Below are 25404 nucleotides of genomic sequence, written 5' to 3' on the forward strand. Positions count from 1 at the left end.
TACTTGTGACGTGAACCACCAAGAACGGAGTCCAGTAATGACTGACATCCTTGACATCGCACGCGAAAAGGCCCTGGAAAACGGCGAGGGCCTGAACCAGGAGGAGCTCGTCCAGATCCTCAACATCGAAGACGAGCGCTTGCCGGAACTGCTCGACCTGGCGCACCAGGTGCGCATCAAGCACTGCGGCGTGGACGTCTCCCTCGAGGGCATCATTTCCCTGAAGACGGGCGGCTGCCCCGAGGACTGCCACTTCTGCTCACAGTCCGGCCTGTTCGAATCCCCGGTGCGCGCCGTGACCCTGGACATCAACGAGCTGGTGGAAGCCGCCAAGCAGTCCGAGAAGATGGGCGCGAGCGAGTTCTGCATCGTCGCCGCCGTGAAGGGCCCGACACAGCAGCTGCTCGACCAGGTCGCCGAAGCCGTCACCGCCATCCAGGACGAGGTGGACATTTCCATTTCCGCCTCCCTGGGCATCCTCACCCGCGACCAGGCCCGTCAGCTGGCCAAGATGGGCGTGTCCCGCTACAACCACAACTTCGAAACCGCAGAGTCGTTCTTCCCCAACGTGGTCACCACCCACACCTGGCAGGAGCGCAAGGACACCCTGGAAAACGTGCTGGCAGAGGGCATGGAAACCTGCTGCGGCGGCATCATCGGCCTGGGCGAGACCATCGAACAGCGCGCCGAGTTCGCCGTGCAGCTCGCGGAAATCCAGCCGCACGAGGTGCCGATGAACTTCCTCGACCCGCGCCCGGGCACCCCGTTCGCGGACCGCCCGCTGGTCCCGCAGGGCGAGGCGCTGCGCGCCGTCGCCGCATTCCGCCTGGCCATGCCGTCCACCCAGCTGCGCTTCGCGGGTGGCACGGAGCTCGCGCTTGGCGACGACGGCACCGAAGCCGGCCTCATGGGCGGCGCCAACGCCATCATCGGCGGCAACTACCTGACCACCTTCGGCCGCCCGATGGAGAAGGACCGCGACGCAGTCGACCGTGTGATGGAGGGTGCTACGCCGGGCGTGAACCTGGGCATCACCCCGGTGGGCGAGAAGGCCAACTCCGGCCACGGCGTGCTCTACGACACCATCAAGTCGCTGTAATCTTCGCTAGGTTCCGCTAGGTTTTTCCGCGCATGAAGATTCCCGACAACACCGATCTCGCCGACGCCGTTTTGTCCGGCGAGATCGCCTGGCCGCTCGACCCGGCCCGCCCCTACGATGCCCCGCGCATCTGCCCGCTGTGCGGCCGCCGCATGGTGGTGAAGATCTCGCCGATGGCGTGGGAGGCGGCCTGCTCTCGCCACGGCCTGCTGCGCTCCGAGTGGGTGGAGCGGTAAGGGGCGTTAAAGGTCGAGGTGGATGCGGATAGCTTCGTCGAGTTCCATCATTTGGCGGGGAGAAAGCCGTCCCACTCGCCTGCCGACTCGCATGACCGACACTGAACGCATGAGTTCCGGCTGAGTTTTTGAATCAATTCGAAGGCCGGACTCTTCGGAATCGACGTATGTCTGAAACGGGAAGACTCTCGACGTATTTGAGGTCAGCGGCACGGCGGCAATCATTCCGCCGTGTATCGCTGCGCCTTGATTCGCGGTGTCGTTGCTGACGATCACGGCGGGCCGTGTCTTGTTGGCTTCCTGTCCGACCGCCGGTTCGAAATCGACGAGGCGAATTTCACCGCGAAGCATTCTCTAGCCCTTCATCAGCGAGTGAATCCCAAAGGGCAGCTTCTTTTTTCCATTCCGGGTCGGAGAAGCATTCTTCATACGCTTTAGCGAGTGATTCCCGCTGGAGGGCGAGGATCGCTTCGCGCATCCCCTCAGATCGAGAACGCAAATCCAACTCGGAAACGAGGTTATCCAGGGTTTTGAGCTCGTTCCGACCCAAACTCACACTGATTCTCGTACCATTTTTCATACTCTGAATCGTACTTGTCGTGGTGCTGATTAGGAAGGGCTTCCTTGCGACGCGGGACGTGGTCCGGCAGGCAGACCCAGATGCTTACCCCAGGATGCTTACCCCGCCTAGATGCTTACCCAAGGATGCTTACTTCTCGAGTGCGGTCGGCGGTTGTGGAGCGCGCCACTCGAGAAGTAATCGTCCTTGAGTAAGCATCCTCGGAAGTGGGGGCCGGAACTTGGGCCGGAGCGGGGACGGAGAGCGGGGGCACAGCGGCGACCAGAGCCGTCAGCGCTAAGCGCGGGCCGCGGCGACGAAACCCTCGGCGAGTATTTTGCCGGTGCGGGTGAGATGGTCGTCGTGGCGCAGCAGCTCTGCTTCGACCGCGGCACCGTCGTGGCCGCCGTTCGCCGCCCACTGGCCGGCAACCTCCGGCGAGCACTCCGGGTGGAACTGCACCGAGACGATCGACCCCAGCCGCATGGCCTGGATCGGGCAGCGCTCGCTGGATGCCAGGAGCGTCGCGCGGGGAGGGAGCGTGACTACCGCGTCGTGGTGGGATTGCTCGACCATCAAGGTTGCGCCGAGGGGGCCGAGCAGGGGATCGTCCACACCGGCGTCGGTCAACGTCACCTGCGTAGCGCCTTCTTCGTCCTGCGCCACCAGGCCGACGGAAACTTCGCCGCCGAAACAGTCGGCGATGATCTGATGGCCCAAACAGATGCCGAGGACGGGCGTGCCCGATTCAAAGGCGCTGTGCAGCAGCTCGTGCACCGCCGGTAGCCACGGCGACGCGTGCGTGTCCAGCGCATCTGCGCGTCCACCGAGGAGGATGAGGGGGTCGCCGGAGGCGTCCATAGGCAATGGCTCCCCGAGATCGACGGTGCGCAGGGTGGCGCCGGCGCGCTCGAGCCACGGGCCGAGGCGTTGCAGTGGCGCGAACGAATCGGGCTGCAGAACGGTGATGCGCATGGCTAGAGGTCGAAGGATGCTGCGCGGAGAATGTCCGGCGTAATGGGAACCTTGCCTTTTCCTTCCTTATCGCGCTTCACGATGAGCTTGGCCGCGGCGATCTGGCTCCGGGAAAACTCCGGCTTCGGAGACTGAATTTCTCTAGCTTTGGATCGGGCTGTCATCGCTGCTCCTCAAAAGGCGTGTTGGGATTTCGGAACACGGCGGTCAAGATCGCGTCGATTACCTCGTGCTGGTCGGCAGGGATTTCCGACTGCCTGTCGATGGAATCGAGAATAGCAATCCCCGCCTCAACTTCACGCTCGCTCGAGGCGTTGCACATGTCAGTCGCCCAGCGAAGCATCGTGTGCCACTCCTTAACACGGTCCAGCTTTTGCGAGTTATCGAGTGTTTGCGAAACCCCGAGCCAAGCAATGCAAGCAGCTCCAAGAGGCCCGATGATGCGAGACGCGAAGTCGAGCACCATCCAGGCTTCTTCGGCCGAACGTGTTGCATTACTGACAGCAAATCCGAGAGAAACAGCAACTGCGAGCGCTGTAAGCAACCAAGGTCTGTCTGATTTTGTAAGAGCCAACGTGTACTCCTTCTGTGGACGGCATTAAAGAGTTAGACGCGCCCGCACCGCCACCGGTTCCCTCCCCGCACCGGCCCACTACTATGAACCCCATGCAACGCGTGCTTTCCGGAATCCAGCCCACCGCCGACTCCTACCACCTGGGTAATTACCTCGGTGCGCTGAAGCAGTGGATCGACTTGCAGGACGGCTACGACGCCTTCTACTTCATCCCGGACCTGCACGCCATCACCGTGGACCAGGACCCCGAGGAGCTGCGCCACCGCACCCTCGCCGGCTGCGCCCAGCTGATCGCACTCGGCATCGACCCGGAGCGCTCGACCCTGTTCGTGCAGTCGCACGTGCCCGAGCACGCCGAGCTGACCTGGGTGCTGCAGTGCCTGACCGGCTTCGGCGAGGCCAGCCGCATGACGCAGTTCAAGGACAAGTCCGCCAAGCAGGGCCAGGACCGCACCTCCGTGGGCCTGTTCACCTACCCGGTGCTCATGGCCGCGGACATCCTCCTGTACTCCCCGCAGCTCGTGCCGGTGGGCGAGGACCAGCGCCAGCACCTGGAGCTGACCCGCACGCTGGCGGAGCGCTTCAACTCCCGCTATGGCAAGACCTTCACCGTGCCGGAGGGCATGATCGTCGAGGGCGCGGCGAAGATCTACGACCTGCAGGACCCCACCTCCAAGATGTCCAAGTCGGGCGCGAACCCGAAGGGCATTGTCAACCTGCTCGACGAGCCGAAGACCTCCGCCAAGCGCATTCGCTCCGCCGTCACCGACAACGACGGCGTGATCGCGTTTGATAAGGAAAACAAGCCGGGCGTGTCCAACCTGCTGGTCATCCAGTCCGCGCTGACCGGCAAGCCGATCGACGACATCGTCGCAGGCTACGAGGGTCAGGGCTACGGTGCGCTCAAGGTCGACACCGCAGAAGCACTCGAAAGCTTTACGACGCCACTGCGCGCCCGTTTCGACGAACTCATGTCCGACCGCGCAGAACTCGAATCCATCTTGGCCCGCGGCGCCGAGCGTGCCCGCGAGGTCGCGGCCCCGCTGCTGGCGGACGTGTACGACAAGGTCGGCTTCCTCGCCCCGAAGCGCTAGGTCCGCACCTCGCGTCACCGTCGCACAGCCTCCTCTACGATGTGTTTGGTAAATGACACATAGTTGAAGGGACGTCGATGGCTACCTCGACCGCGCCGCGCAAGGCGTACACCGACGAACACGGCATTGAGCGCGCCTCGAAGCAGCAGCAGGGCGGCTTTGAGGCGAAGGTGGAGAAGAAGTCTCCCGCCGCCGGCCACGTGCTGCGCATGAATGAGCGTTTCGGCTCGCAAGGCGGAAACCAGATGGCCGCCGGCATCACCTACTTCTCGGTGCTGGCGCTGTTCCCGCTGCTGATGCTGGTCTTCGCAGGACTCGGCTTCTTCCTCAACGCCCGCCCGGATCTGATGGACGACATCCAAAACCAAATCACCAATTCCCTGGACGGGGACTTGGGCGACATGGTCAACGAGCTGGTCGAGACCGCCATCGACCAGCGCGGCGCCGTGGCCGGCATCGGTTTGCTCACCACCCTGTGGTCCGGCCTGGGCTGGATGAACAACCTGCGCGTCGGCGTGTCCGCGATGTGGAAGGTGGACGCGAATGAGGGCGGCAACTTCGTGACCAAGAAGCTCGCGGACCTGGTCGGCTTGATCGTGCTGATCGTGCTGTTCCTGGTCGCCACGTCGGTGACCGCGGTGGGCCTGTCCAGCTGGACCAGCACCGCCATGGACCGCCTGGGCATCGGCGACTTCCCGGGTTCCCGCGCGGTGGTGTGGCTCGTCGGCTTCCTGGTCAGCGTGCTGGCCAGCTTCCTGGTCATGCTGTGGGTGAACATGTACATGCCTCGCACGAAGGTGCCGGCGAAGTCCGGTTTGAAGGGCGCGCTGCTCGGCGCGGTCATCTTCGCCATCCTGCAGCAGTTCGCCGGCCTGGTCATTTCTTCGGCCACCGGTAGCCCGGCGGGTGCGATCTTCGGCCCGATCATCACGCTGATGGTCATGCTGTACTTGGTCTGGCGCGTGGTGCTCTACGTCGCGGCGTGGACTGCCACCACCGACGAGTCGCTCGCGATGGCGCCGGCGGAGGTGCCGGAGCCGGCCGTGATCAACGTCCGCGCGGGCGCGGTTCGCGGCAGGGAGGAGTCCAAACCGTCGGGCAAGGCGCTGGGCGTCGGCGCGGCGCTGGGCGCTATCGGCGTCGGCGTGGTTTCTCTGCTGTCCCGAGACTAAACGCGGTGGCCAGCGCCGCAAGCGCGAGCACGGCCGCCAAAATCAGGTAGGACCACCAGCGGTTCCAGGTCGTCTCCTCCCCAGCCTGCTCAGGCGCAGGTGCGGGGGTGGGGGCGGCCGTTGTCGTTTCGGGGGCCTTTTCAGCGAGGGGCTCAAGCTTTGCGACGGAGCTTCGCACCCCATACGCCTCGTGCAACAGCATCTGCGCCTGCTCCCAGGGGCGGTGGTCGTAGGCCGACGTGTCCAGCACAACCGCCACGAGACGGCGGCCCTCGTGGTTCACGGCGCCGACGAACGTGTGGTTGGCGTCGTCCGTGTAGCCGGTCTTGCCGCCGATGCCGTCCGGGTCGTTGAGGTAGAGCTGGTTGTCGTTCCACAGCTCGAACGCCGGCAAGTCGTCGAAGCCGGGGAAGGTGGTGTGCTCCGTGTCGACGATGCGGGCGAAGGTGGGGTCCGCGAACGCCGCGGTGTAGGCCAGGCCCATGTCCCAGGCGGAGGTGGACATCCCGGCGCCGTCCAGGCCGGAATACGACGTCGCGCGGGTATCTGCCATGCCGAGCTTCTTGGCTAGCGCGTTGACCTTGCCGAGTGCGAGCTCGTCGCCGCCGAGGGCTTGGGCGAGCGCGTGGGCGCAGTCGTTGCCCGAGGAGAGCAGCAGGCCGGTGAGCAGGTCTTCGACGGTGTAGTCGCCGCCCTCGCCGATGCCGGCGGCGGAGCCTTCCTGGCCGGCGGATTCGGCGGAGACCTCGACCTTCTGGTCCAGCGGCAGCTCGTCAATGACGGTCAGGGCAAGCAGCACCTTGATGATCGAGGCGGGCCGGTAGCGCCCGTGCGGGTCCTTCATCGCCACCACGTCGCCGGAATCTAAGTCGGCCACCAGCCAGGAGGAGGCGACCACGCCGTCGGGGACCTGGTAGCCGTCGGCTGCGGTTATGCCGCAGGGGCCGTCGAAAAGCACGGGCAGCGGGGAAGGGGAGGACGCGGCGCGCTCGGAGGTGGACACCGGCTCCGGCGGCCAGGTGGCCTGCGGGCAGTTGTCGGTGTCGGGGGCGCGGCCGCGGCTGGGCGGGACCCAGTTGCCGCCCTCGTCGTAGTAGCCGACGGTCGGGCCGGCCGAGGAGGTGGCTTCGGTCGGGGTTTCGGCGTCTTGGGCGTGAGCTGCCGTCGCAAAGCAAAAGCTCAATGCTGTGGCAGCTGCGAGCGCACGCTTCATCTAGGAATCCTTCTGGTCGTAGCGGGCCGCGAGCCGCTCGATGAGCTCGTCGGTGAGGGCCTCGTCTGAGAGAATGATATCCAGCATGTCGGCGTGCATCGCCTCCGTCTCGGCCGGGTCCGGCTCCTCCGCGGCCTCGTCCTCGTAGGAATCGCCGGCCAAATCCACGCCGATGCTGTCGAAGAGGCTCTCGTCTTCCGCCGCGCCCTGCGGCGTGGTGCCCACGGCCTCCGCCAGCACCTCGGCGTCGATGGCGGGGAACTGGGTAGTGAACTCGGTGAGGAAATCGTCCGCGTCGCTGACCGCCTCCGCCGGGCGCTTGCCCTTGCGGATCTCCGCCTCGATGCGCCGCTGCAGCGCCTTTTCCATCTGCCGGTGGCGCCAAGAGCGCACACGGGTGGGCTCAAGCTCGCGGGCCACCGCGCGCGACTTGTTCTCCGCCTTCTTGGCCAGGTGCGCGACTTGCGTGGCCGTCATGTTCACCGTGGCGTTCACGGGCGCGAACTCGGAGTCGGTGGAAACGCGCCAGTTGCCCCAGTAACCGGCGAGGAACAACGCGAAGCTGACCACGGGGCCGATGACCATGCCGAGCGCGAGGAAGCCGGTGGCGTTGCTCACCAACATGATCACTGCGCACGCCACCGCTGGGATGACGGTGGGTTGGTTGCCGCCGAACACGCTGGGTTCGCGGCCCGTGACCACGTCGCGGATCATGCCGCCGCCGGTGGCGGTGAACACGCCCATCATGATCGTGGGCAAAACCGGCAGGCCGTACTGGATGGCCTTGGACGCGCCGGTGGCCGCCCACAGGGAGGACACCAGCGCGTCGCCGTGGGACTGCAAAAGCTCCCACGCTTTGCCCTTGAAGTAGGTGAACCGGGCGACCAGCGCGCCGGTGAACGCCAGGATGAGGTACTCCGGCTGGCTCATCGCAGCGACGGTGCCCTGGTTGATCAGCACGTCGCGCAGCATGCCGCCGCCGAGGGCGGAGAGCATGGCGATGAAGAAGAAGCCCACGATGTCGTAGCCGAGCTGGCGGGCCAGGGTGCCGCCGATGATGCCCATCAGCAGCACGCCGGAGACGTCCATCCAGTGATAGATGGAGCTGATGAGGGGGTCGACCTGGTCCACTGCCATAGCTGGAAATTGTAAAGGTGGCACGTTTGTCGGGCATGTTGGGATGCCCAGGGGCAACGGCGAAGCGGTTTAGAACTTGGAGAAACGCTTGATCAGCTGGTTTTCCATCTCGGTCCACGCCTCCGCTTTATCGGTGAACGGCGCGGACGGCACGTAGCCTGCGGCGCGGGTGGAGCCCAGCATGTACGCCAGGTAGTCCTGCATGCGCGGGTTGGCCAGAAGCAGGGAGTTCAGCGAGTCGTCCTGCGCCCAGTCCGCGGCGTCCGCGAGCAGCTCGTAGGCCTTGGACATCTGCGCGGTGTCAACCGCGTCGGTGCCCTTGTTGATGTCGGCGGCGATGCCGTTGAAGGAATAGGAGTTGTCCGGGTGGACCTCCACCTTCAGCTCGCCGGCGTTGGCGGTGTCGATGAGGTCCTGCCAGGTGGACACGCCAGCCAGGTCGTGGTCGTCGTTTTCCAGGATCCAACGGCCCAGGTGCTTGGTGGATGGGAAGGTGATGATCTCGCCATACTTGCCCAAGAACACTGGTGCTCCGCGGAGGTAGGTGCGAAGCGTGTACACGCTCTGGCCCTGGATGGAGATCTTCACCGGGTCGATGCCGGCGCGGCCCCACGCGGAGGAGTCGTACGGGTCTTCCGCGGCGGCGCGGGCCTCCTCGTCCGCGCGCGCCTGCTCGGCGGCAGCGGCGCGGGCTTCGGTGGCGGCGGCAATAGCGGTGCCGGCGGCTGCGACGCGCTCGGCGTCGAGCTCTTGCGTATCGACGACACGGATAGACTCATCCAACGACTTGACCACATTCTCCCAGTTCGCCAGCACAACACGGCCGACGCCGGACCACTCGGACAGGCCGTTTTCGCCTGCGTAGTGGTCGGAGCCGCGGCTGACGTTGCCCAGGATGGAGTGGGAGGCGAAGAAAATCTGCGCCTGCTCCGCGGAGGCGACATCCGCGAGGGAGCGGGAGATCTGGAACACGCGCGACAGGCGCGAGACGTTTTCGTGGCTCGGGCGGCCGGCCAGGAACTCGGGTGCGCCGATGATGTCGAAGTACTGCTTGTCGTTGGGCACCACGCGGTCGTCGCCCTGGGCCTGGAACTCCTGCCACTTTGGGTGGTCCGCCAGGTCGTGGGCGTTGGTCGTTTCCAGGTAGGCCAGGAGCTCCTCGGGGGAGTGGAAGGCCAGCACGGCTTGGTCGTCGCCGAGGAAGGCCTGCCACTCGCTGCCCTTTTCTTTCCAGGTGGGTGCCCACAGGGTGTAGAAGTCGCCCTCGGTCAGGGAGATCTTGACGGGGAGAATCGCGCGCGTAGTCATGCGGGAAACTTTAGCCGGTCGGCCTCCAGAATCCGCGGAAGGTCATGCCCAGATTCTCTGTGCGCACCGGGTTCATCTGCACGGGGCTGCCCGCCTCGATCATCATCCCGTCACCCGCGTACATGGCGGCGTGCCCGGACCACAGCACCAGATCCCCCGGCTGCAACTCTTGATACGACACCTGCCTGCCTACGGCCTGGTCCGCGGCGACGCGCGGGATTTCCAGACCCGCCTGCTGGTACGCCCAGGAGGTCAACCCGGAGCAGTCGAAGCCGCCGGGTGCGGCCCCGCCCCACACGTACGGGGTTCCGATCTGGCTTTTCGCGGCCTCGACGGCGGCTGCGCCGACAGCGGATCCCGACTCTTGCGCCGGAGCAGGTACCGGCGGTGGGGCAGCCGCTGCAGCAGGTTCCGGCGGTGGTGGCGGGGCGACGGCGGAGGCCGGTTTCACCGCCGGCGGCGCGGGTGCAGGCGCCGCTTCGACAGCAGGCGCGACCAGGGAGGCGAGGCGCTGCAACTCCCCGTGGGCTTTCTCGGTCGCCGGGCCGGCGCCGGGCATGACGCGGTCTGACGCTGCGGAAGTGGCGGAGGTGAGCGTGTCCGCGATTTGGCGAAGTTCTTTTTCCAGTGCATCAAGCACTTTCATGGCGTCAGCGATGGCGTCGGCGATGATTCCGGCCACGTAGGCGGCGGCGCCGATGAGGCCCGCTGGCGAGGCGGCGATCGCGGGCGCCGCCACCGCCTTGTTGACGAGCCCTCCGGCAATGGTGGCCAGATCAAAGGCGGCGCTGCCAATCAGCACACCGCCGCGCAGCACCCCGTCGCTGATCGTTGCGCGGTAGTCCGCCAGGTCTGCCGCGGCGCCGACGCGCGATGCCCCGGACGTGTTGGCCACGGCGGCCAGCGGATCGAAATCCTTGAAGTCCGGCATGCTGAAGCCCGGCAGGGTGGGCAGATCAAAGGGCAAAAGTCTTGCCAGCATGCTGGCTGTGCCGTGGACGTCCAGGCTGGCGCCGCCCGGGCCGGCGAAACGGTGCAACAGGTCGATTGCGCTACCAACGTCGGTCTTCAGGGGGCTCATAGCGTCGCCCCCAGTTTCTGGCAAGTGCAGGTGTCTACAGCTGCCGCGGCGTCCACCGCCAGGTCCATCACAGATGCAATGCGGTGGGCCTCGGCGCGCAGTGCCTCTGCATCAGTGTTGGCTTTGGCGATGGACTCGCTCACCGCGGCACTGAATTCGCCGAGTGGCCAGGTGGCGGGCACAGAAACGTCGTGAAGCAATTGCAAACGTGCTGCGTCGTCGCGCAGCGACTCGGTCATGGCGGATACGGCAGCGGAATCAATGTGGAAAACAGTCATGGCCATTTGACGCTGAAAACACTGCCCCGGTTCCCTCGAGGGGAAAAATATTTCCGCGCCCCGCGGAGTGAACTAGCATGAGCCGCATGGATATCACGGTTGTCAACCACCCACTCGCCGCGTCCCGCCTGACCATCATGCGCGACAAGCGCTCCAACAACGCGGCGTTCCGCGCGGCGCTGGCGGACCTGGGTGCGATGCTCATCTACGAAGCGGCGCGCGGCCTCAAGGTGGAGGAGTTCGACACCGAAACCCCCGTCGCCACCGCCCGCGGCGCGCGCCTTGCCACCCCGCCGATCATCGTGCCGATCATCCGCGCGGGCCTGGGCATGATCGACCCGGCGCTGTCGATGATCCCGGACGCGCAGGTGGGCTTCATCGGGCTTGCGCGCGACGAAACTACCCACGAGCCGGTGCCCTACCTGGAGGCCCTGCCGCAGGACCTGTCGGGCCAGCCCGTGTTCCTGGTGGATCCGATGCTGGCCACCGGCGGCTCGTTGCTGCACGCCATCGACCTGCTGGTTGAGCGCGGCGCGGACGACATCACGTGCATCTGCATGGTTTCTGCGCAGCCGGGCGTGGACAGGCTGGAGGCCCACGGCGGACCGGTGCGCCTGGTCACCGCCACCATCGACCCGTCGCTCAACGAGGACGCCTACATCGTCCCTGGTCTGGGCGACGCGGGCGATCGTCTCTACGGCCCGCGCAACATCGAGCTTTAAGCTTGTCGACGTTCCTCCGGTAGCGCCGCCGTCAATCCCGCGCTACATTGCGTGGCGTAACTGGTTGACCGCTTTGGGGAGCGCCGACGTAAACGGGGGAAAGACCATGGGGGAAGTACTGCCGCAATCGCACTGGGCGAGCTACGCACTCGGGCTGGGGGAGCGCGTGCGCGCCATCCGGCTCATGCGGGGGCTGAGCCAAACGCGCCTGGCGGAGCTGGCGGGCGTGTCGCGCTCGCTGATCTCGAATCTGGAGCGCAACGACTACAACTCCAAGGTGGCCGACCCCACCTTGAGCACGTGCTACCGGCTCGCCTCCGCGCTGCAGGTGCCGCCGGCGGCGCTGCTGCCCGGCGCGGCGGAAAACGTCGAGGGCTGTTTCCTGATGTCTGAGGCATCTGGGATGGATGCCCCGGCGCCGATCAGGTTCCAGTGGCCGCGCAGCGCGCAGGACACCGCCCGGTTCCACGACACGTACCTGCGCCGCGGCGCGCCGCAGGGCACGCCGGCGTTCTAGCGGCCCGTGGCGGCTTCGACGTCCGCTTCGCTTACGCCTTCGTCGGCCATCTCCGCGCGGGCCTCCTGGGAGTAGTCGGTCTCATGTGAGCCGCCGTAACAACACCTTCCGCACCGCTTTGTCTACTTTGCGGCAGGTGCGCGTACACTCTTGTCAGCAAAACCCGATAACCGAAGATGACAAAAAAGGGGAGCGCACGTGGATAACGCCGGTATCGCCGCTGCGGTGGATCGCTGGTTCAGCGAAAACCAGGAACGCGTGATCGGCTGGCGCCGCCACATCCACTCCCACCCGGAGCTGTCCAACGAGGAGGTCTCCACCACCGATTTTCTGGCGGAGACGCTGGAGAGCTACGGCTTGCACCCGGTGCGTTTCCCGGGCACTGGCCTGTACGTGGACTTAGGCCCCGCGGAGGGCAAGCGCCTGGCGTTTCGGGCGGACATCGACGCGCTTCGCGTGCCTGAACAGACGGGGTTGAGCTTCGCGTCCTCAAACCCGGGGGTGTCCCACTCCTGCGGCCACGACATCCACACCTCCGTCGCCCTGGCACTCGCCTGCGCGCTGTCCACGGTGGAGTTGGAGCACCCGGTGCGCATCATTTTCCAGCCCGCGGAAGAGGTCATGGGCGGCGGCGCCCTGGACGTGATCAAGTGGGGCGCGCTCGAGGGTGTTGCCGCGATCTACGCCGTGCACGCCGAGCCGCACATCAAGGTCGGCGAGATCGGTGTGCGAACCGGTGCGATCACCTCGGCGTCCGACGTGATCCGCATCGAGGTCCACGGCCCCGGCGGGCACACCTCGCGCCCGCAACTGACCGCGGACGTGGTCTACGCCATGGGTGCGCTGATCACTCAACTGCCGGGGCTGTTGTCACGCCGGGTGGACCCGCGCACGGGAACGGTGCTGGTGTTCGGGCATGCGGAGGCGGGCGACGCCGCCAACGCGATTCCGAAGCGGGGCCTTATCGAGGGCACGCTGCGCACCGCAGACATCACCACCTGGCGCGAGATCGAGGACCTGCTCACGGACCTCATCGACCTGGTTGTCGCGCCGACGGGCTGCACCTACCACCTGGACTACATCCGTGGGGTGCCGCCTGTGCTTAACGACGATGCCGCGACAGCGCTGGCCGTCGAGGCAGCGCGCGCGGTGGACCCGCAGTCGGTGGTGTCCGCCCCGCAATCCAGCGGCGGGGAAGACTTCTCCTGGTACCTCGAGCACGTGCCTGGTGCAATGATGCGCCTTGGCGCCTGGAGTGGGGAAGGTGATTACCAGGATCTGCACCAGGGCAATTTGAACGTGGACGAGCGCGCGCTCGGCGTCGGCGTTCGCCTGTTCGGCTCCATCGTGGAGGAGTACTTCCGCCCGGGCGAAGAATAGAAGTTCTCTGGGTAGACTGTCTCCCAGTTTGGTTCCCTGTCACCCGACCCATGAGGAGTGCTGTTTTGTCCAAGAAGATCGTCATCATCGGTGGAGGCCCGGGCGGCTACGAGGCTGCGCTGATGGCGTCCAAGTACGGTGCGGACATCACCATCGTCGAGGACAGCGGCGCGGGCGGCTCAGCGATCCGGAAGGACGTTGTGCCGTCGAAAAGCTTCATTGCGGGCGCGAACATTAAGAACGACCTGCGCCGCGCGGACGACATGGGACTGAGCCACGCGCTAGGGGATTCGAAGCTGTCGCTGCTGGCGCTCAATGAGCGCGTGAAGTCGCTCGCCGGCAAGCAGTCGGACGACATTCGCGCGCAGCTTGAGCAGGGCGGCGTGCGCTTCATCGAGGGCCGTGCCCGCTTTGCGGACGAGCAGAAGGGCCACACCACCCACAACATCGAGGTCGAGGCCGCGGACGGGTCGACGGAGACCATCACCTGCAACATGGTGCTCGTGTGCGTCGGCGCGAGCCCGCGCGTGCTCAAGGGCGCGGAGCCGGACGGCGAGCGCATCCTCAACTGGCGCCAGATGTACGACCTGAAGGACCTGCCCACCCACCTGATCGTGGTTGGCTCCGGCGTCACCGGCGCGGAGTTCGTCTCCGCGTTCGCCGAGCTCGGCGTGAAGGTGACCATGGTGGCCTCGCGCGACCGCATTCTGCCTCACGACGACGCCGACGCCGCCGATGTGCTCGAGGACGTGCTGGCGGACCGCGGCGTGCAGCTGGAAAAGGACGCCCGCGTGGAGCGCGTGGAAAACACCGGCGACGGCGTGGTCGTGCACACCACCGACGGCCGCGCCATCGAGGGCTCGCACGTGATGATGTCCATCGGCTCCATCCCGAACACCGCCGACCTCAATCTGGAGGCCGCGGGCGTGGAGGTCACCCCGTCCGGTCACATCCACGTCGACCGCGTCTCCCGCACTAACGTTTCCGGCATCTACGCCGCCGGCGACTGCACGGACCTGATGCCGCTGGCGTCCGTGGCAGCGCAGCAGGGCCGCATCGCCGTGGACCACGCGCTCGGCGAGGGCGTGACCCCGATCCGCCTGAAGACGGTGGGCAACGCCGTGTTCACCCGCCCGGAGATCGCGGCAGTGGGCGTGACGGAACAGCAGATCCGCGACGGTGAGGTCGACGCCGACATCTACAAGCTGCCGCTGGCGACCAACCCGCGCGCGAAGATGCGCTCGCTGCAGTACGGCTTTGTCAAGATCTTCGCCCGCAAGGGCTCCGGCCAGGTGCTCGGCGGCGTGATCGTCGCGCCGACCGCCTCCGAGCTGATCCTGTCGCTGACCATCGCCGTGGCCAACAACCTCACCGTGCGCCAGCTCGCCGGCTCCATGGCGGTCTACCCGTCGCTGTCCGGCTCCATCACCGAGGCAGCGCGCCGCCTGGTCACCAACACCGATCTGGACTAGGCCTGGACTAGTACTCCGGGAACGCCCGCTGCGGACACTTCGTGCGCGGGCGAGAGAAGTGGAACCCCGCCGTGGCCTGGCGCTTGGACACATTGCCCGCGCGGTCGGTGCGGATGAACACGAACGGCACCGCCTTCGCACCGGGCCGCTGCAGGGCGCCTAGGCGCTGGCAGGTGGATTCGAAGCCGGTGCCGAAGCGGGCGGAGACCACGTCGATGTCGTAGCGCGTTTCCTTCGCCGCGGTAAGCACCTCCGCGTACGGCATGGTCACGGCGGCGGCGTAGTTCACCCCGCTGTTCGTGATGTCGCGCATCACCGGCTGGACCGCGCACATCATCGAGCAGTTTGAGAACAACTCGCTGATCCGTCCGCTGTCCGCCTACAACGGGCCGGAGGAGCGCCACATCGGGCGCTAGATTTCTTTACCCCCGAAACGCGGACTGCCGCTTGTCGGCGGCCCGCGTTTTTCCACCCCCACGCCGTCCCCCAAAGAGCCACGAAAATGATGTGATCTGTATTAAACTTGTCCTATCCGTATGACCGCAAGAACTTCCTTTGTGAAAGGAAACCGATGAACCCGGATAACCTCCCGCTTCACGACCTGCCCTCGTTCAGCAAGATCCTGGTGGCCAACCGTGGCGAAATCGCCGTGCGTGCCTTCCGTGCAGCATTCGAGACCGGCGCGAAGACCGTCGCCGTGTACCCCCGCGAGGACCGCAACTCCTTCCACCGCCCGTTTGCGGACGAGGCCGTCCAGATTGGCGAGCCGGGCCAGCCGGTGAAGTCCTACCTGGACATCGACGAGATCATCCGCGCCGCGAAGGAAACCGGCGCGGACGCGATTTACCCGGGCTACGGGTTCCTCTCCGAGCGCGCCGACCTGGCGCGCGCCTGCCGCGACAACGGCATTAAGTTCATCGGTCCCTCCCCGGAAACGCTGGATCTGACGGGCGACAAGTCCGCCGCTGTCCAGGCTGCGGAGCGCGCCGGCCTGCCGGTGCTGAAGGACTCTGAGCCGTCCGACGACCCGAAGCAGCTGGCGGAGTACGCCAAGGACTTCGAGTTCCCCGTCTTCGTCAAGGCAGTCGCAGGCGGCGGCGGTCGCGGTATGCGCTTTATTGAGCGACCGGAGGACGTCGAGAAGCTTGCTGCTGAAGCCTCCCGCGAAGCGGAGGCCGCGTTCGGCGACCCGAACGTCTACATCGAGCGCGCCGTGATCCGCCCGCAGCACATCGAGGTGCAGATCATGGCGGACTCCCACGGCAACGTCGTGCACCTGTTTGAGCGCGACTGCTCCGTGCAGCGCCGCCACCAGAAGGTCGTGGAGATTGCTCCGGCGCAGCACATCACCGAGGAGCAGCGCCAGCGCATCTGCCAGGACGCGGTGAACTTCTGTAAGGAGATCAACTACGAGGGCGCCGGCACCGTCGAGTTCCTCGTGGACGAGTCCGGCAACCATGTGTTCATCGAGATGAACCCGCGCGTGCAGGTCGAGCACACCGTGACCGAGGAAGTCACCGGCATCGACATCGTGAAAAACCAGATGTACATCGCCGCCGGCGCGAAACTGGAGCAGCTCCACCTCACCCAGGACCTCATCGAGGTCAACGGCGCCGCCCTGCAGTGCCGCATCACCACCGAGGACCCCGCCAACGGCTTTAGGCCGGACTCCGGCGTGGTCACCGGCTACCAGTCGCCGGGCGGCGCGGGCGTGCGTCTCGACGGCAACGTGGCCGTCGGCACCACCATCACCCCGAACTTCGACTCGCTGCTGGTGAAGATGACCTGCCGCGGCCGCAACTTCCAGGTCGCCGTGGACCGCGCGCTGCGCGCCTTAAACGAGTTCACCATTAACGGTCTGTCCACCAACATCGGCTTCCTGCGCGCCCTTCTGAGCGAGCCGGAGTTCCGCCACGAGCGCATCAACACCGGCTTCATCGCGGACCACCCGAACCTGCTGGAAGCGCCGGCAGCTGCCGACGACGCCGGCAAGATCCTCAACTACCTCGCGTCCGTGACGGTGAACCAGCCCAACGGTCCGCGCCCGACCAACATCCGCCCGTCCAAGAAGCTGCCGGAGGCCAACTACGGCGACCTGCCGCGCGGCTCCCGCGACGAGCTGCTCGAGCTCGGCCCGGCAAAGTGGGCCGAGAAGCTGCGCAACCAGACCGCGCTGGGTGTCACCGAGACCACCTTCCGCGACGCGCACCAGTCGCTTTTGGCCACCCGCATCCGCACCAACACCCTGGTCGCGGCGGCGAAGCACGTCGGCCACCTCACCCCGGAGCTGACCTCCGTGGAGGCCTGGGGTGGCGCGACCTACGACGTGGGCATGCGCTTCCTCCACGAGTCGCCCTGGATGCGCCTGGACGAGCTGCGCGAGGCGATGCCGAACGTGAACATCCAGATGCTGCTGCGCGGCCGCAACACCGTGGGCTACACCCCGTACCCGGACTCCGTGACCAAGGCGTTCGTGCGCGAGGCCGCCACCTCCGGCATCGACATCTTCCGCATCTTCGACGCGCTCAACGACGTCTCGCAGATGCGCCCGGCCATCGACGCGGTGCTGGAGACCAACACCACCGTCGCCGAAGTGGCCATGGCCTACTCCGGCAACCTGATGGACCCGGCGGAAGACCTGTACACGCTGGACTACTACCTCAAGCTGGCCGAGGAGATCGTCGACGCCGGCGCCCACGTCCTGGCCATCAAGGACATGGCGGGCCTGATGCGCCCGGCAGCCGCCGCCAAGCTGGTCACCGCGCTGCGCGAGCGCTTTGACCTGCCGGTGCACGTGCACACCCACGACACCGCGGGCGGCCAGCTGGCCACCTACCTGGCGGCCGCCAACGCCGGCGCCGACGTGGTCGACGTCGCCTCTGCGCCGCTGGCGGGCACCACCTCGCAGCCGTCCATGTCCGCCCTCGTCGCCGCCTTTGCGGAGACGGAGCGCGACACCGGCATCGACCTGCAGGCCGTCTTCGACATGGAGCCCTACTGGGAGGCCGTGCGCCAGGTCTACGCCCCGTTCGAGTCCGGCATCCCGGGCCCGACCGGCCGCGTGTACAAGCACGAGATCCCGGGCGGCCAGCTGTCCAACCTGCGCACGCAGGCCAAGGCACTGGGTCTGGAGGACCGCTTCGAGCTCATCGAGGACTACTACGCCGGCGTGAACGAAATCCTCGGCCGCCCGACCAAGGTCACCCCGTCCTCCAAGGTCGTCGGCGACCTAGCGCTGCAGCTGGTGGGCCAGGGTGTCAGCCCGCAGGAGTTCGCCGAAAACCCGCGCAAGTACGACATCCCGGAATCCGTCATCGGCTTCCTGCAGGGTGAGCTGGGCACGCCTCCGGGCGGCTGGCCGCTGCTGCGCGACAAGGCGCTGGAAAACCGCAGCGAGGTCGACCACACCGTAAAGGTGCCGGAGGAGCTCGCCGCCGACCTCCAGTCCGAGGACCACGACACCCGCCGCGCCGCCCTGGACAAGCTGCTCTTCCCGAAGCAGTACGCCGAATACCAGGAGCACTTGCGCACCTACGGCATCACCGACCAGCTCGGCGACAAGGCGTTCTTCTACGGCCTCGAAGAGGGCGAGGAGACCATGATCTGGTACGGCGAGATCGACGAGAACCGCCCGCCGCTGGTGGTCAGCCTCGAGGCCGTGGGCGAACCGGATGAGAAGGGCATGCGCCAGGTCATCCTCACCGTCAACGGCCAGGTCCGACCGATCACGGTGCGCGATGAGTCCGCCGAGTCCTCCGTCGCCGAGGTGGAGAAGGCCGACTCCTCCAACCCGGGCCACGTGGCAGCGCCGTTCGCCGGTGCCGTGACCGTCACCGTCAAGGAGGGCGACGAGGTCAAGGCCGGCGACCCGGTGGCAACCATCGAGGCCATGAAGATGGAGGCCGCGATCTCCGCCACCAAGGACGGCAAGATCGAGCGCATCGCGTTCACCCAGCCGACCAAGGTGGAAGGCGGCGACCTCGTGGTGGTTATCGCCTAACGGGGCAGCAGTAAGCACCGCGCGGACCGTTGAACGGCCGCGCGGTGTTTGCTTTGGTGTGCCGAGGCGCGCTCGAGCACCGGCGACACCGGCCTACGCGGTGAAGTCCTCCACGTCGACGACCATCACGTCGTCTTCGCCCTCGACGTCTTTGAAGCCGAACTTCTCGTAGCGGTGGCGCGCCCGGTCGTTGTCCGGGTCCACCCACAGCGCCACCTTCGGCGCGCCCTGGCGCTTGGCCAGCTCCACCGCGGCCTGCAAAAGCCGCACTGCCAGCCGGTTTCCGGCGTAGCGGTTTTCCACCGCGATGGCGATTTCGGGGATGTTGGGGGCGAGGTTCGCGTGCCCGTCGTCAGGCGACTGCCAATACCGCAACCACACGCCACCTGCAGGAACGTCGAACTGGTCGAATGCGACGATGCCGCTTTCGCGCTCCGGGTCCCACTGACCCACATAGGTTTCGGCGCCTTCGCGCTCGCTGTGGCCGATAGTGCCCGCCTCGTCGCCGAAGACGTCGGCGAGGTAATTCAGCCGTCGCAGATAGGTGCGGTCGGACTCTGTGGCCTCGCGCAGTTGGAACTCAGGTGTGTAATCCATGCGCTCCACGTTAATCTTTTGCCATGCTTCGACGCATTTGCCTATCGACGTCCACCGCCCTGGCCCTCGCCGCAACCCCCGGATTCGCCGTGGCAGCGCCCGTGGTCAACGACGCCCCACCCGTCGCCACCCCCGTGGTCAACCAGGGCGATGTGGTGGACGTAGTGGGCAAAGGACGCTGCACCATCGCGTTTAACGACCGGGGCCAGAACGTCAGCTACACCGCCGGGCACTGCGGCGAAGAGGGCGACCGCGCCATCGTGGCGGGGGAGGGGTTCCGCGCCTCCGGCACATTCCACCCGTCGTCGGCGATGAACGCGGACGAGGGCACCGCCAACGACTGGGGCGTGATCCGCTGGGCAGACGGCGTGAAGCTGGGCAAAAACGGCATAACCGGCGAGGAGGTGGTGGCGCCGTCGCTGATGCGCTCAGGCGACCCGGTGTGCGTGTACGGCGGCACCAGCAAGAAGACGACGTGCGGCAGCTTCGCGGGCGCCATCGGCAACAACCTCTACTGGGACGGCCCGTCCGGCAAACCCGGCGATTCCGGAGGCCCGGTGTGGGTGGAGGGCAAGGGCTTTTTGTCCGTCTACACCGGCGTGAGCCTGGCGGTGGGCAGCAAGGGGGAGGAAGGCCGGCTCAACCGCAGCTCCGTGCCGGACAACGGCCCGCAGGTCAGCCCAGAAGAAGAACTGGAGCTGCTGGCGCAGGCGAAGCGCATCTCAACGCCGGTGGTGCACGAAACCGCGGCGCCGGGCGGCAAGCCGGAGCGGGTCAGTAACGGCGGCAGCTCGGATATGAGCGCGGTGGGGATCACCGCGATCGTGCTAGTCGCCCTCGCCGGGATGCTGTTCGCGCTGCCGCAAATCGTCGGTGCGCTGCCACCGCAGTACCGCGAGCCCGCGCTGCGGATCATGCAGGGTTGGGGTTCCTAGCGGAAGGGCTACTTCAGCTCCATTAATACGGCGCCCTTGTTCACCTGGCCGCCAACCTCGACGGCCAGGCCGGTCACGGCGCCCGCCTTGTGGGCCTTGACCGGGTTTTCCATCTTCATCGCTTCCAGCACGACCAGCACGTCGCCCTCGGCGACCTCCTCGCCTTCCTCCACGTTGACCTTGATCACGCTGGCCTGCATGGGGGAGGCGACGGCGTCGCCGGAGACGGCTGCCTTGCCCGCCCGGCGCTTCTTCGGCTTGCGCTTGGCGGGGCCTGCCGCGACGAGTTCCTCGGGCAGGGCGACCTCGATGCGGCGGCCGTCGATCTCCACCGCGAAGGTGCGGCGAGAAGGCGCCTCGGTATCCGCGTCCTCGTCGGTTGCCGGGGTGGTGGGAAGCTCGCCGTCCCACTCTTCTTCGATCCAGCGGGTGTAGACGCCGAAGCCGTCCTCGTCGCCGACAAACGCCGGGTTGTCCAGGATGGCCTGGTGGAACGGGATCACGGTGGGGAAGCCGGCCACGACGTACTCGCCGAGGGCGCGGCGGGCGCGCTCGATCGCCTCCTGGCGGGTGGCACCGGTGACGATTAGCTTGGCCAGCATCGAGTCGAACTGGCCGCCCACCACGGAGCCTGCGCGCACGCCGGAATCCACGCGCACACCCGGGCCCGCAGGCTCCGCGTAGGCGGTGACGGTGCCGGGCGCCGGCATGAAGTTCGCCGCCGCGTCCTCGCCGTTGATACGGAATTCGATGGCGTGGCCGTGGGGGACCGGATCGGCGTCGATGAGCAGCTGCTCCCCGCGGGCGATGCGGAATTGCTCTCGCACCAGGTCGATGCCGGTGGTGGCCTCGGTGACGGGGTGCTCCACCTGCAGGCGGGTGTTGACCTCCAGGAAGGAGATCAGGCCGTCGGAGCCGACCAGGTACTCCACGGTGCCCGCGCCGAAGTAGCCGGCCTCGCGGCAGATGGCCTTTGCAGACGTGTGGATGCGCTTGCGCTGCTCGTCGGTGAGGAACGGCGCCGGGGCCTCCTCCACAAGCTTTTGAAAACGGCGCTGCAGGGAGCAGTCGCGCGTGCCCACGACCACCACGTTGCCGTGCTGGTCCGCCAGCACCTGCGCTTCCACGTGGCGGGCCTTATCCAGGTAGCGCTCCACGAAGCACTCGCCGCGACCGAACGCGGCAGTGGCCTCGCGGGTGGCGGACTCGTACAGCTCCGGGATCTCGTCAACCGTGTAGGCGACCTTCATGCCGCGGCCGCCGCCGCCGAACGCCGCCTTAATCGCCACGGGCAGGCCGTACTCTTCGGCGAAGGCGACAACCTCGTCGGCGCCGGCAACCGGGTTCTTCGTGCCCGGCGCCATCGGGGCCTGCGCGGCCTCGGCGATGTGGCGGGCGGTGACCTTGTCGCCAAGCGCGGCAATGGCCTCGGGGGAGGGGCCGATCCAGGTCAGGCCTGCGTCGATGACCTTCTGCGCGAACTCCGCGTTCTCCGACAGGAAGCCGTAGCCCGGGTGGATCGCGTCCGCGCCGGACTTCTCCGCCGCGGCGATGACCTTGTCCATGTCCAGGTAGCTCTCGGCCGCGGTCTCCCCGCCGAGGGCGAAGGCCTCGTCGGCGAGTTGGACGAACGGCGCGTCCGCGTCCGGCTCGGCGTACACGGCGACAGACGCGATGCCCTCGTCCACACACGCGCGGATGACGCGCACGGCGATCTCGCCGCGGTTGGCCACCAGCACCTTGGTCACGCTGTTCGGCAGGTCAGTAGTCGCTGCAGTGGTAGGCACGAAGCAATCCCGTCCTTAACAATCGGAAAAACACACCGTTAGAAACGTCGGACAAACGTCGAACCATGTTACAGCGCCACCGCGCCGACGTGCTTAATCTGCTTCGTTTTCGGGCGCGTCGCCCTTGGCCACAGGCATGCGCACCATGTTGCCCCACTCGGCCCAGGAGCCGTCGTAGAGCGCGACGTTGGTAAAGCCCAAGATGTGCTTGAGCACGTACCACGTGTGCGAGGAGCTCTCGCCGAGCTGGCAGTACACCACCGTCTCGGCGTCCTTGTCGAAGTCGGCGTAGATCGCCTGAATGTCCTCCAACGAGCGGAAGCGCGCGTTGGGGAACACCGAGCGGCCCCACGGCACATTCACCGCGCCGGGGATGTGGCCCTGGCGCAGCGACGGCGCGGAGGAAGGCCCCGGATTCGGGTCTTCGCCCAGGTAGAACGGGGCCGGCCGGGCGTCGATAAGCTGCGCGGGCGTGCGCTCCAGCAACTCCGAAGCAAACGCGCGGAAGGGCGCATCCTGGCGCTGAACCACCGGGTAGTCCGATCGCGGGTACTCCGGCACCACAAAGGAAGTGTCGCGCTCTTCGCCCATCCACGCGTCGCGGCCGCCGTCGAGAAGCCGCACGTCCGGGTGGCCGAACAGCTCGAACACCCACGCGGTGTAGGCCGCCCACCAGTTGGACGAGTCGCCGTAGACCACCACAGTGTCGTCGCGGTTGATGCCGCGCGAGCGCATCAGCTCCGCAAACGCCTCGCCGTCGATGAAGTCGCGCACCAGCGGGTCGTTCAAATCCCGCTTCCAGTCAATGCGTACCGCACCGGGGATGTGGCCGATGTCGTAGAGGAACGCGTCCTCATCGCTTTCCACGACCTTCAAACCCGGCACGCCCAGGCGGGCGGACAGCCACGCCGCGGAAACGAACTTCTCCGGGTGCGCGTACTGCTGGAACTGCGGGGTGTCGTCGAGCTCGATGCCCATGGCGGCAACCTTTCTTCTCGCTCGTGTGCGGTGTGCAACACCAGTGTGCAAAACCACCGTCAACGATACAGAAACGAATGCAGCGCGCTTGACGCGTTCGGCCAGATAACACGGTGGTGTGAGCTTGCACACTATCAAATCGCTCGCCCGGTGGAACTCACTGCCGCGGGTTAAAGTCAAGTCAGGAACATACAGGTCGCGGCCAGTTTGTTCTAGCAATCTGACCTGCCCCGACGGCTCCTGTGTGAGCGTGAAGCGGGGTATGAACCATGAAAGGGACCAACCGTGCACAAGGCGATTGTTGTCTTCGAGGTCGAAGGCGGCTCCGACAAGTCCTTCGACGGCCACCGCAAGGACACCATGCCCATCGTGAACGCCATCAAGGAAAAGGGCTGGCACTCCGAGGTCGTCTACTTCCGCCCGGAGTGGGCGGACGACCTGTTCACCTACGTCTCCGAGAACTTCGACGCCTACATCTCCCGCGTGAACCCGGGCAACATCCCGGGCGGTGAGAAGGGCTACTTCGACCTGCTCACCCGCCTGTCCGAGGCCGGCCTGGTGGGCATGTCCACCCCACAGGAGATGATCTCCTACGGTGCCAAGGACGCCCTGGTCAAGCTGAACAAGACCGACCTCGTGCCGGAGGACACCGCCGCGTACTACGACGTGGAGGAGTTCCACAACACCTTCCCCAAGTCCCTGTCCTACGGCGAGCGCGTGCTCAAGCAGAACCGCGGCTCCACCGGCTCCGGCATCTGGCGCGTGCGCCTTGCCGACGAGTCCCTGGCCGAGTCCGTCGAGCCAGGCACCGCCCTGCCGCTGGACACCAAGCTCAAGTGCACCGAGGCGGTGGACAACCACACCGAAGACCGCGAGCTGGGCGAGTTCATGGACTTCTGCGACCAGTACATCGTCGGCGACAACGGCATGCTCGTGGACATGCGCTTCATGCCGCGCATCGTCGAGGGCGAAATCCGCATCCTGCTGGTCGGCCCGCACCCGGTCTTCGTCGTGCACAAGAAGCCGGCTGAGGGCGGCGACGCGTTCTCCGCAACCCTGTTCTCCGGCGCGAAGTACACCTACCAGAAGCCGGAGGAGTGGCAGGAGCTCGTCGACATGTTCGCCGAGGCCCGCCCGGTCATCGCTGAGAACCTCGGCGGCGACAACATCCCGCTGATCTGGACCGCGGACTTCATGCTCGCTGACGACGACGAGACCGGCGAGGACACCTACGTCCTCGGCGAGATCAACTGCTCCTGCGTCGGCTTCACCTCCGAGCTGGACATGGGCATCCAGGAGAAGGTGGCCGAGGAGGCCATCAAGCGCGTCGAGGAGAAGCACGCCTAAGAGCATTTCGCTTCTCGACGAGCACTCCGCCCGTTCGCAACGGATCGTCTAGCAGACACAATGGCCTGCTAGACGATCCGTTTCTTATTGGCACCCATCTCCAACATCAGCTGGGGAAATAGATTGCCGGGTGCGGGATCGTCTAGCAGTATTCGTTGCGGTGCTAGACGATCCGGCGATTAGTTGAGCAAGTAACCGGACTGGTTCCAGAACCGGTTGAACTGCTCGACGTCGCCAGCGACGGGCTGCACAGCGTCGCCTTGTGCCGTGAGGTCCACGGTGTAGTGGTCGGTAATACCTGCCGCGGTGGCTTCTCCGCGTTCACCCCAGGAGAGGCGGAGCTGGCCGTCGTTAAGCAATTCGATGCTCTCAACCTCTGTGAATAGCCGCATGTCGCCTGCGGGCTGGCCGTTGACGTAGAGCGCGAGGCCGTCGCTGATGGAGGCGCCGGTGCCTGCCGGGCGATCCCCGTCGCCGAATGAGCCGCGGAACGTGATCCAGCTGATCGGCGCGCACGGATCGTAGTGGTTCTCGATGTTCTCGATCCAGTAGTTCATGTCCGACTGGCTGTCAGCCGCCGGCATGCGGCCCGGGGCTGTGCCGGTGGCGTACTGCTGGCGCGGATCGGTGGGCAGGCTGGCACAGTTGTCGCCCTCCGGGGCGGGGGCGGGGGCTGGCGGGGCAGCGGCCTCGCCGGCCGGTGGCTGCGCGGCCGCTTCGGTGACGGTCTTTTCTTGAGTCACCGTTTCGGGGAGGTCCGCACCTTGAGCGGCCGTGTCCGCCCCGGCACCGCCGATGGACGCGGTGACAGTGGGCGCCTTCCCGCCGGTTCCCGCAGCTGTGTCAGCTGTTGTGTCCTCCGTGGCGCTGCACGACGCAATCGCGAGCGCCGTCGGAACTGCAATGAGTAGCTTGGTCGCTTGGTTGATTCGCGTCATACCTC

The 25404-nt window shown here is 66.4% G+C and carries 25 protein-coding genes and 2 pseudogenes; 12 read left to right on the forward strand and 15 right to left on the reverse strand.

Going from position 1 to position 25404, the window contains the following annotated elements:
* Positions 1–37 precede the first annotated feature (37 nt).
* A complete protein-coding gene (bioB, locus tag ACX1NL_RS02610; protein ID WP_448230536.1) occupies positions 38–1099 on the forward strand; it encodes a biotin synthase BioB in 1062 nt (353 codons plus the stop codon).
* A 32-nt stretch (positions 1100–1131) separates the two neighbouring features.
* Complete coding sequence (bsaP, locus tag ACX1NL_RS02615; RefSeq protein ID WP_070475997.1) at positions 1132–1335, forward strand: biotin synthase auxiliary protein BsaP; 204 nt, start codon at positions 1132–1134, stop codon at positions 1333–1335.
* 6 nt (positions 1336–1341) lie between these two features.
* On the opposite strand, the gene ACX1NL_RS02620 is transcribed toward bsaP, so the two are convergent.
* The 5 genes from ACX1NL_RS02620 to ACX1NL_RS02640 form a co-directional block, all read right to left on the reverse strand.
* Complete coding sequence (locus ACX1NL_RS02620) at positions 1342–1686, reverse strand: type II toxin-antitoxin system PemK/MazF family toxin (protein ID WP_458898532.1); 345 nt, start codon at positions 1684–1686, stop codon at positions 1342–1344.
* Positions 1673–1915, reverse strand: a complete 243-nt coding sequence (locus ACX1NL_RS02625) for a CopG family ribbon-helix-helix protein (protein ID WP_311389192.1) — start codon at positions 1913–1915, stop codon at positions 1673–1675. Before ACX1NL_RS02625 ends, ACX1NL_RS02620 begins: the two co-directional genes overlap by 14 nt.
* A 276-nt stretch (positions 1916–2191) precedes the next feature.
* A complete protein-coding gene (locus ACX1NL_RS02630) occupies positions 2192–2869 on the reverse strand; it encodes a type 1 glutamine amidotransferase (protein WP_311389191.1) in 678 nt (225 codons plus the stop codon).
* Positions 2870–2871: 2 nt separating this feature from the next.
* Positions 2872–3033, reverse strand: coding sequence for an RNA helicase (locus ACX1NL_RS02635; RefSeq protein WP_101494221.1), 162 nt, complete (start codon positions 3031–3033; stop codon positions 2872–2874).
* Positions 3030–3443 (reverse strand): hypothetical protein, encoded by a 414-nt coding sequence (locus ACX1NL_RS02640; RefSeq protein WP_143339012.1) that lies wholly within the window; start codon positions 3441–3443, stop codon positions 3030–3032. The genes ACX1NL_RS02635 and ACX1NL_RS02640 overlap by 4 nt, the downstream gene beginning before the upstream one ends.
* Before the next feature lie 83 nt (positions 3444–3526).
* On the opposite strand from ACX1NL_RS02640, the gene trpS reads away from it, so the two are divergent.
* Positions 3527–4537: a tryptophan--tRNA ligase gene (gene trpS, locus ACX1NL_RS02645; protein WP_181889904.1), complete on the forward strand. Its 1011-nt coding sequence runs from the start codon at positions 3527–3529 to the stop codon at positions 4535–4537.
* A gap of 77 nt (positions 4538–4614) precedes the next feature.
* Complete coding sequence (locus ACX1NL_RS02650; protein ID WP_239357049.1) at positions 4615–5709, forward strand: YhjD/YihY/BrkB family envelope integrity protein; 1095 nt, start codon at positions 4615–4617, stop codon at positions 5707–5709.
* Here the strand turns inward: ACX1NL_RS02650 and ACX1NL_RS02655 are convergent.
* The 5 genes from ACX1NL_RS02655 to ACX1NL_RS02675 all read right to left on the reverse strand — a co-directional run bounded on the left by ACX1NL_RS02655 (position 5669) and on the right by ACX1NL_RS02675 (position 10726).
* Positions 5669–6922: a D-alanyl-D-alanine carboxypeptidase family protein gene (locus ACX1NL_RS02655; protein WP_239357048.1), complete on the reverse strand. Its 1254-nt coding sequence runs from the start codon at positions 6920–6922 to the stop codon at positions 5669–5671. The two genes, ACX1NL_RS02650 and ACX1NL_RS02655, sit on opposite strands and share 41 nt — an antisense overlap.
* Positions 6923–8059, reverse strand: coding sequence for a trimeric intracellular cation channel family protein (locus ACX1NL_RS02660; protein WP_458898533.1), 1137 nt, complete (start codon positions 8057–8059; stop codon positions 6923–6925).
* Between the two features lie 69 nt (positions 8060–8128).
* Positions 8129–9367, reverse strand: coding sequence for a hypothetical protein (locus ACX1NL_RS02665; protein ID WP_458898534.1), 1239 nt, complete (start codon positions 9365–9367; stop codon positions 8129–8131).
* Positions 9368–9377: 10 nt separating this feature from the next.
* Positions 9378–10448, reverse strand: a complete 1071-nt coding sequence (locus ACX1NL_RS02670; protein WP_458898535.1) for a C40 family peptidase — start codon at positions 10446–10448, stop codon at positions 9378–9380.
* On the reverse strand, positions 10445–10726 hold the full coding sequence (locus ACX1NL_RS02675) for a hypothetical protein (protein WP_458898536.1): 282 nt from the start codon (positions 10724–10726) through the stop codon (positions 10445–10447). Before ACX1NL_RS02675 ends, ACX1NL_RS02670 begins: the two co-directional genes overlap by 4 nt.
* A gap of 86 nt (positions 10727–10812) precedes the next feature.
* Here ACX1NL_RS02675 and upp point away from each other — a divergent pair, with 86 nt between their 5' ends.
* The 4 genes from upp (at position 10813) to ACX1NL_RS02695 (ending at position 14817) form a co-directional block, all read left to right on the forward strand.
* Complete coding sequence (gene upp, locus ACX1NL_RS02680) at positions 10813–11448, forward strand: uracil phosphoribosyltransferase (RefSeq protein ID WP_458898537.1); 636 nt, start codon at positions 10813–10815, stop codon at positions 11446–11448.
* A 106-nt stretch (positions 11449–11554) separates the two neighbouring features.
* Positions 11555–11965, forward strand: coding sequence for a helix-turn-helix domain-containing protein (locus tag ACX1NL_RS02685; RefSeq protein ID WP_239357045.1), 411 nt, complete (start codon positions 11555–11557; stop codon positions 11963–11965).
* Between the two features lie 198 nt (positions 11966–12163).
* Complete coding sequence (locus ACX1NL_RS02690) at positions 12164–13345, forward strand: amidohydrolase (RefSeq protein WP_458898538.1); 1182 nt, start codon at positions 12164–12166, stop codon at positions 13343–13345.
* A gap of 65 nt (positions 13346–13410) precedes the next feature.
* Positions 13411–14817, forward strand: a complete 1407-nt coding sequence (locus ACX1NL_RS02695; protein WP_370642116.1) for an NAD(P)H-quinone dehydrogenase — start codon at positions 13411–13413, stop codon at positions 14815–14817.
* Between the two features lie 31 nt (positions 14818–14848).
* Here the strand turns inward: ACX1NL_RS02695 and ACX1NL_RS02700 are convergent.
* Positions 14849–15100 (reverse strand): annotated as a pseudogene (locus tag ACX1NL_RS02700) (short-chain fatty acyl-CoA regulator family protein); the annotation flags it as partial.
* A gap of 1 nt (position 15101) precedes the next feature.
* On the opposite strand from ACX1NL_RS02700, the pseudogene ACX1NL_RS02705 reads away from it, so the two are divergent.
* Positions 15102–15233 (forward strand): annotated as a pseudogene (locus tag ACX1NL_RS02705) (citrate/2-methylcitrate synthase); the annotation flags it as partial.
* Between the two features lie 155 nt (positions 15234–15388).
* On the forward strand, positions 15389–18817 hold the full coding sequence (locus ACX1NL_RS02710; RefSeq protein WP_458898539.1) for a pyruvate carboxylase: 3429 nt from the start codon (positions 15389–15391) through the stop codon (positions 18815–18817).
* A 93-nt stretch (positions 18818–18910) separates the two neighbouring features.
* On the opposite strand, the gene ACX1NL_RS02715 is transcribed toward ACX1NL_RS02710, so the two are convergent.
* On the reverse strand, positions 18911–19414 hold the full coding sequence (locus ACX1NL_RS02715; protein WP_239307260.1) for a GNAT family N-acetyltransferase: 504 nt from the start codon (positions 19412–19414) through the stop codon (positions 18911–18913).
* Positions 19415–19437: 23 nt separating this feature from the next.
* Here ACX1NL_RS02715 and ACX1NL_RS02720 point away from each other — a divergent pair, with 23 nt between their 5' ends.
* Positions 19438–20349, forward strand: a complete 912-nt coding sequence (locus ACX1NL_RS02720) for a chymotrypsin family serine protease (protein WP_458898540.1) — start codon at positions 19438–19440, stop codon at positions 20347–20349.
* 8 nt (positions 20350–20357) lie between these two features.
* On the opposite strand, the gene ACX1NL_RS02725 is transcribed toward ACX1NL_RS02720, so the two are convergent.
* Both ACX1NL_RS02725 and ACX1NL_RS02730 read right to left on the reverse strand, forming a co-directional pair.
* A complete protein-coding gene (locus tag ACX1NL_RS02725) occupies positions 20358–22136 on the reverse strand; it encodes an acetyl-CoA carboxylase biotin carboxylase subunit (protein WP_458898541.1) in 1779 nt (592 codons plus the stop codon).
* A gap of 93 nt (positions 22137–22229) precedes the next feature.
* Complete coding sequence (locus ACX1NL_RS02730) at positions 22230–23114, reverse strand: sulfurtransferase (RefSeq protein ID WP_458898542.1); 885 nt, start codon at positions 23112–23114, stop codon at positions 22230–22232.
* Positions 23115–23399: 285 nt separating this feature from the next.
* On the opposite strand from ACX1NL_RS02730, the gene ACX1NL_RS02735 reads away from it, so the two are divergent.
* On the forward strand, positions 23400–24461 hold the full coding sequence (locus tag ACX1NL_RS02735) for a Cj0069 family protein (protein ID WP_181889922.1): 1062 nt from the start codon (positions 23400–23402) through the stop codon (positions 24459–24461).
* Positions 24462–24640: 179 nt separating this feature from the next.
* On the opposite strand, the gene ACX1NL_RS02740 is transcribed toward ACX1NL_RS02735, so the two are convergent.
* Positions 24641–25399, reverse strand: coding sequence for a hypothetical protein (locus ACX1NL_RS02740; protein WP_458898543.1), 759 nt, complete (start codon positions 25397–25399; stop codon positions 24641–24643).
* Between the last annotated feature and the right edge of the window lie 5 nt (positions 25400–25404).

The sequence above is a fragment of the Corynebacterium sp. CQ3829_602738 genome (assembly GCF_054478435.1).

Bases quoted from the DNA above. Each gene is read 5' to 3' on its own strand.
- bioB (WP_448230536.1), top strand. From the start codon at position 38: ATGACTGACATCCTTGACATCGCACGCGAAAAGGCCCTGGAAAACGGC.
- bsaP (WP_070475997.1), top strand. From the start codon at position 1,132: ATGAAGATTCCCGACAACACCGATCTCGCCGACGCCGTTTTGTCCGGC.
- ACX1NL_RS02620 (WP_458898532.1), bottom strand. From the start codon at position 1,686: ATGCTTCGCGGTGAAATTCGCCTCGTCGATTTCGAACCGGCGGTCGGA.
- ACX1NL_RS02625 (WP_311389192.1), bottom strand. From the start codon at position 1,915: ATGAAAAATGGTACGAGAATCAGTGTGAGTTTGGGTCGGAACGAGCTC.
- ACX1NL_RS02630 (WP_311389191.1), bottom strand. From the start codon at position 2,869: ATGCGCATCACCGTTCTGCAGCCCGATTCGTTCGCGCCACTGCAACGC.
- ACX1NL_RS02635 (WP_101494221.1), bottom strand. From the start codon at position 3,033: ATGACAGCCCGATCCAAAGCTAGAGAAATTCAGTCTCCGAAGCCGGAG.
- trpS (WP_181889904.1), top strand. From the start codon at position 3,527: ATGAACCCCATGCAACGCGTGCTTTCCGGAATCCAGCCCACCGCCGAC.
- ACX1NL_RS02650 (WP_239357049.1), top strand. From the start codon at position 4,615: ATGGCTACCTCGACCGCGCCGCGCAAGGCGTACACCGACGAACACGGC.
- ACX1NL_RS02655 (WP_239357048.1), bottom strand. From the start codon at position 6,922: ATGAAGCGTGCGCTCGCAGCTGCCACAGCATTGAGCTTTTGCTTTGCG.
- ACX1NL_RS02660 (WP_458898533.1), bottom strand. From the start codon at position 8,059: ATGGCAGTGGACCAGGTCGACCCCCTCATCAGCTCCATCTATCACTGG.
- ACX1NL_RS02665 (WP_458898534.1), bottom strand. From the start codon at position 9,367: ATGACTACGCGCGCGATTCTCCCCGTCAAGATCTCCCTGACCGAGGGC.
- ACX1NL_RS02670 (WP_458898535.1), bottom strand. From the start codon at position 10,448: ATGAGCCCCCTGAAGACCGACGTTGGTAGCGCAATCGACCTGTTGCAC.
- ACX1NL_RS02675 (WP_458898536.1), bottom strand. From the start codon at position 10,726: ATGACTGTTTTCCACATTGATTCCGCTGCCGTATCCGCCATGACCGAG.
- upp (WP_458898537.1), top strand. From the start codon at position 10,813: ATGGATATCACGGTTGTCAACCACCCACTCGCCGCGTCCCGCCTGACC.
- ACX1NL_RS02685 (WP_239357045.1), top strand. From the start codon at position 11,555: ATGGGGGAAGTACTGCCGCAATCGCACTGGGCGAGCTACGCACTCGGG.
- ACX1NL_RS02710 (WP_458898539.1), top strand. From the start codon at position 15,389: ATGAACCCGGATAACCTCCCGCTTCACGACCTGCCCTCGTTCAGCAAG.
- ACX1NL_RS02715 (WP_239307260.1), bottom strand. From the start codon at position 19,414: ATGGATTACACACCTGAGTTCCAACTGCGCGAGGCCACAGAGTCCGAC.
- ACX1NL_RS02720 (WP_458898540.1), top strand. From the start codon at position 19,438: ATGCTTCGACGCATTTGCCTATCGACGTCCACCGCCCTGGCCCTCGCC.
- ACX1NL_RS02730 (WP_458898542.1), bottom strand. From the start codon at position 23,114: ATGGGCATCGAGCTCGACGACACCCCGCAGTTCCAGCAGTACGCGCAC.
- ACX1NL_RS02740 (WP_458898543.1), bottom strand. From the start codon at position 25,399: ATGACGCGAATCAACCAAGCGACCAAGCTACTCATTGCAGTTCCGACG.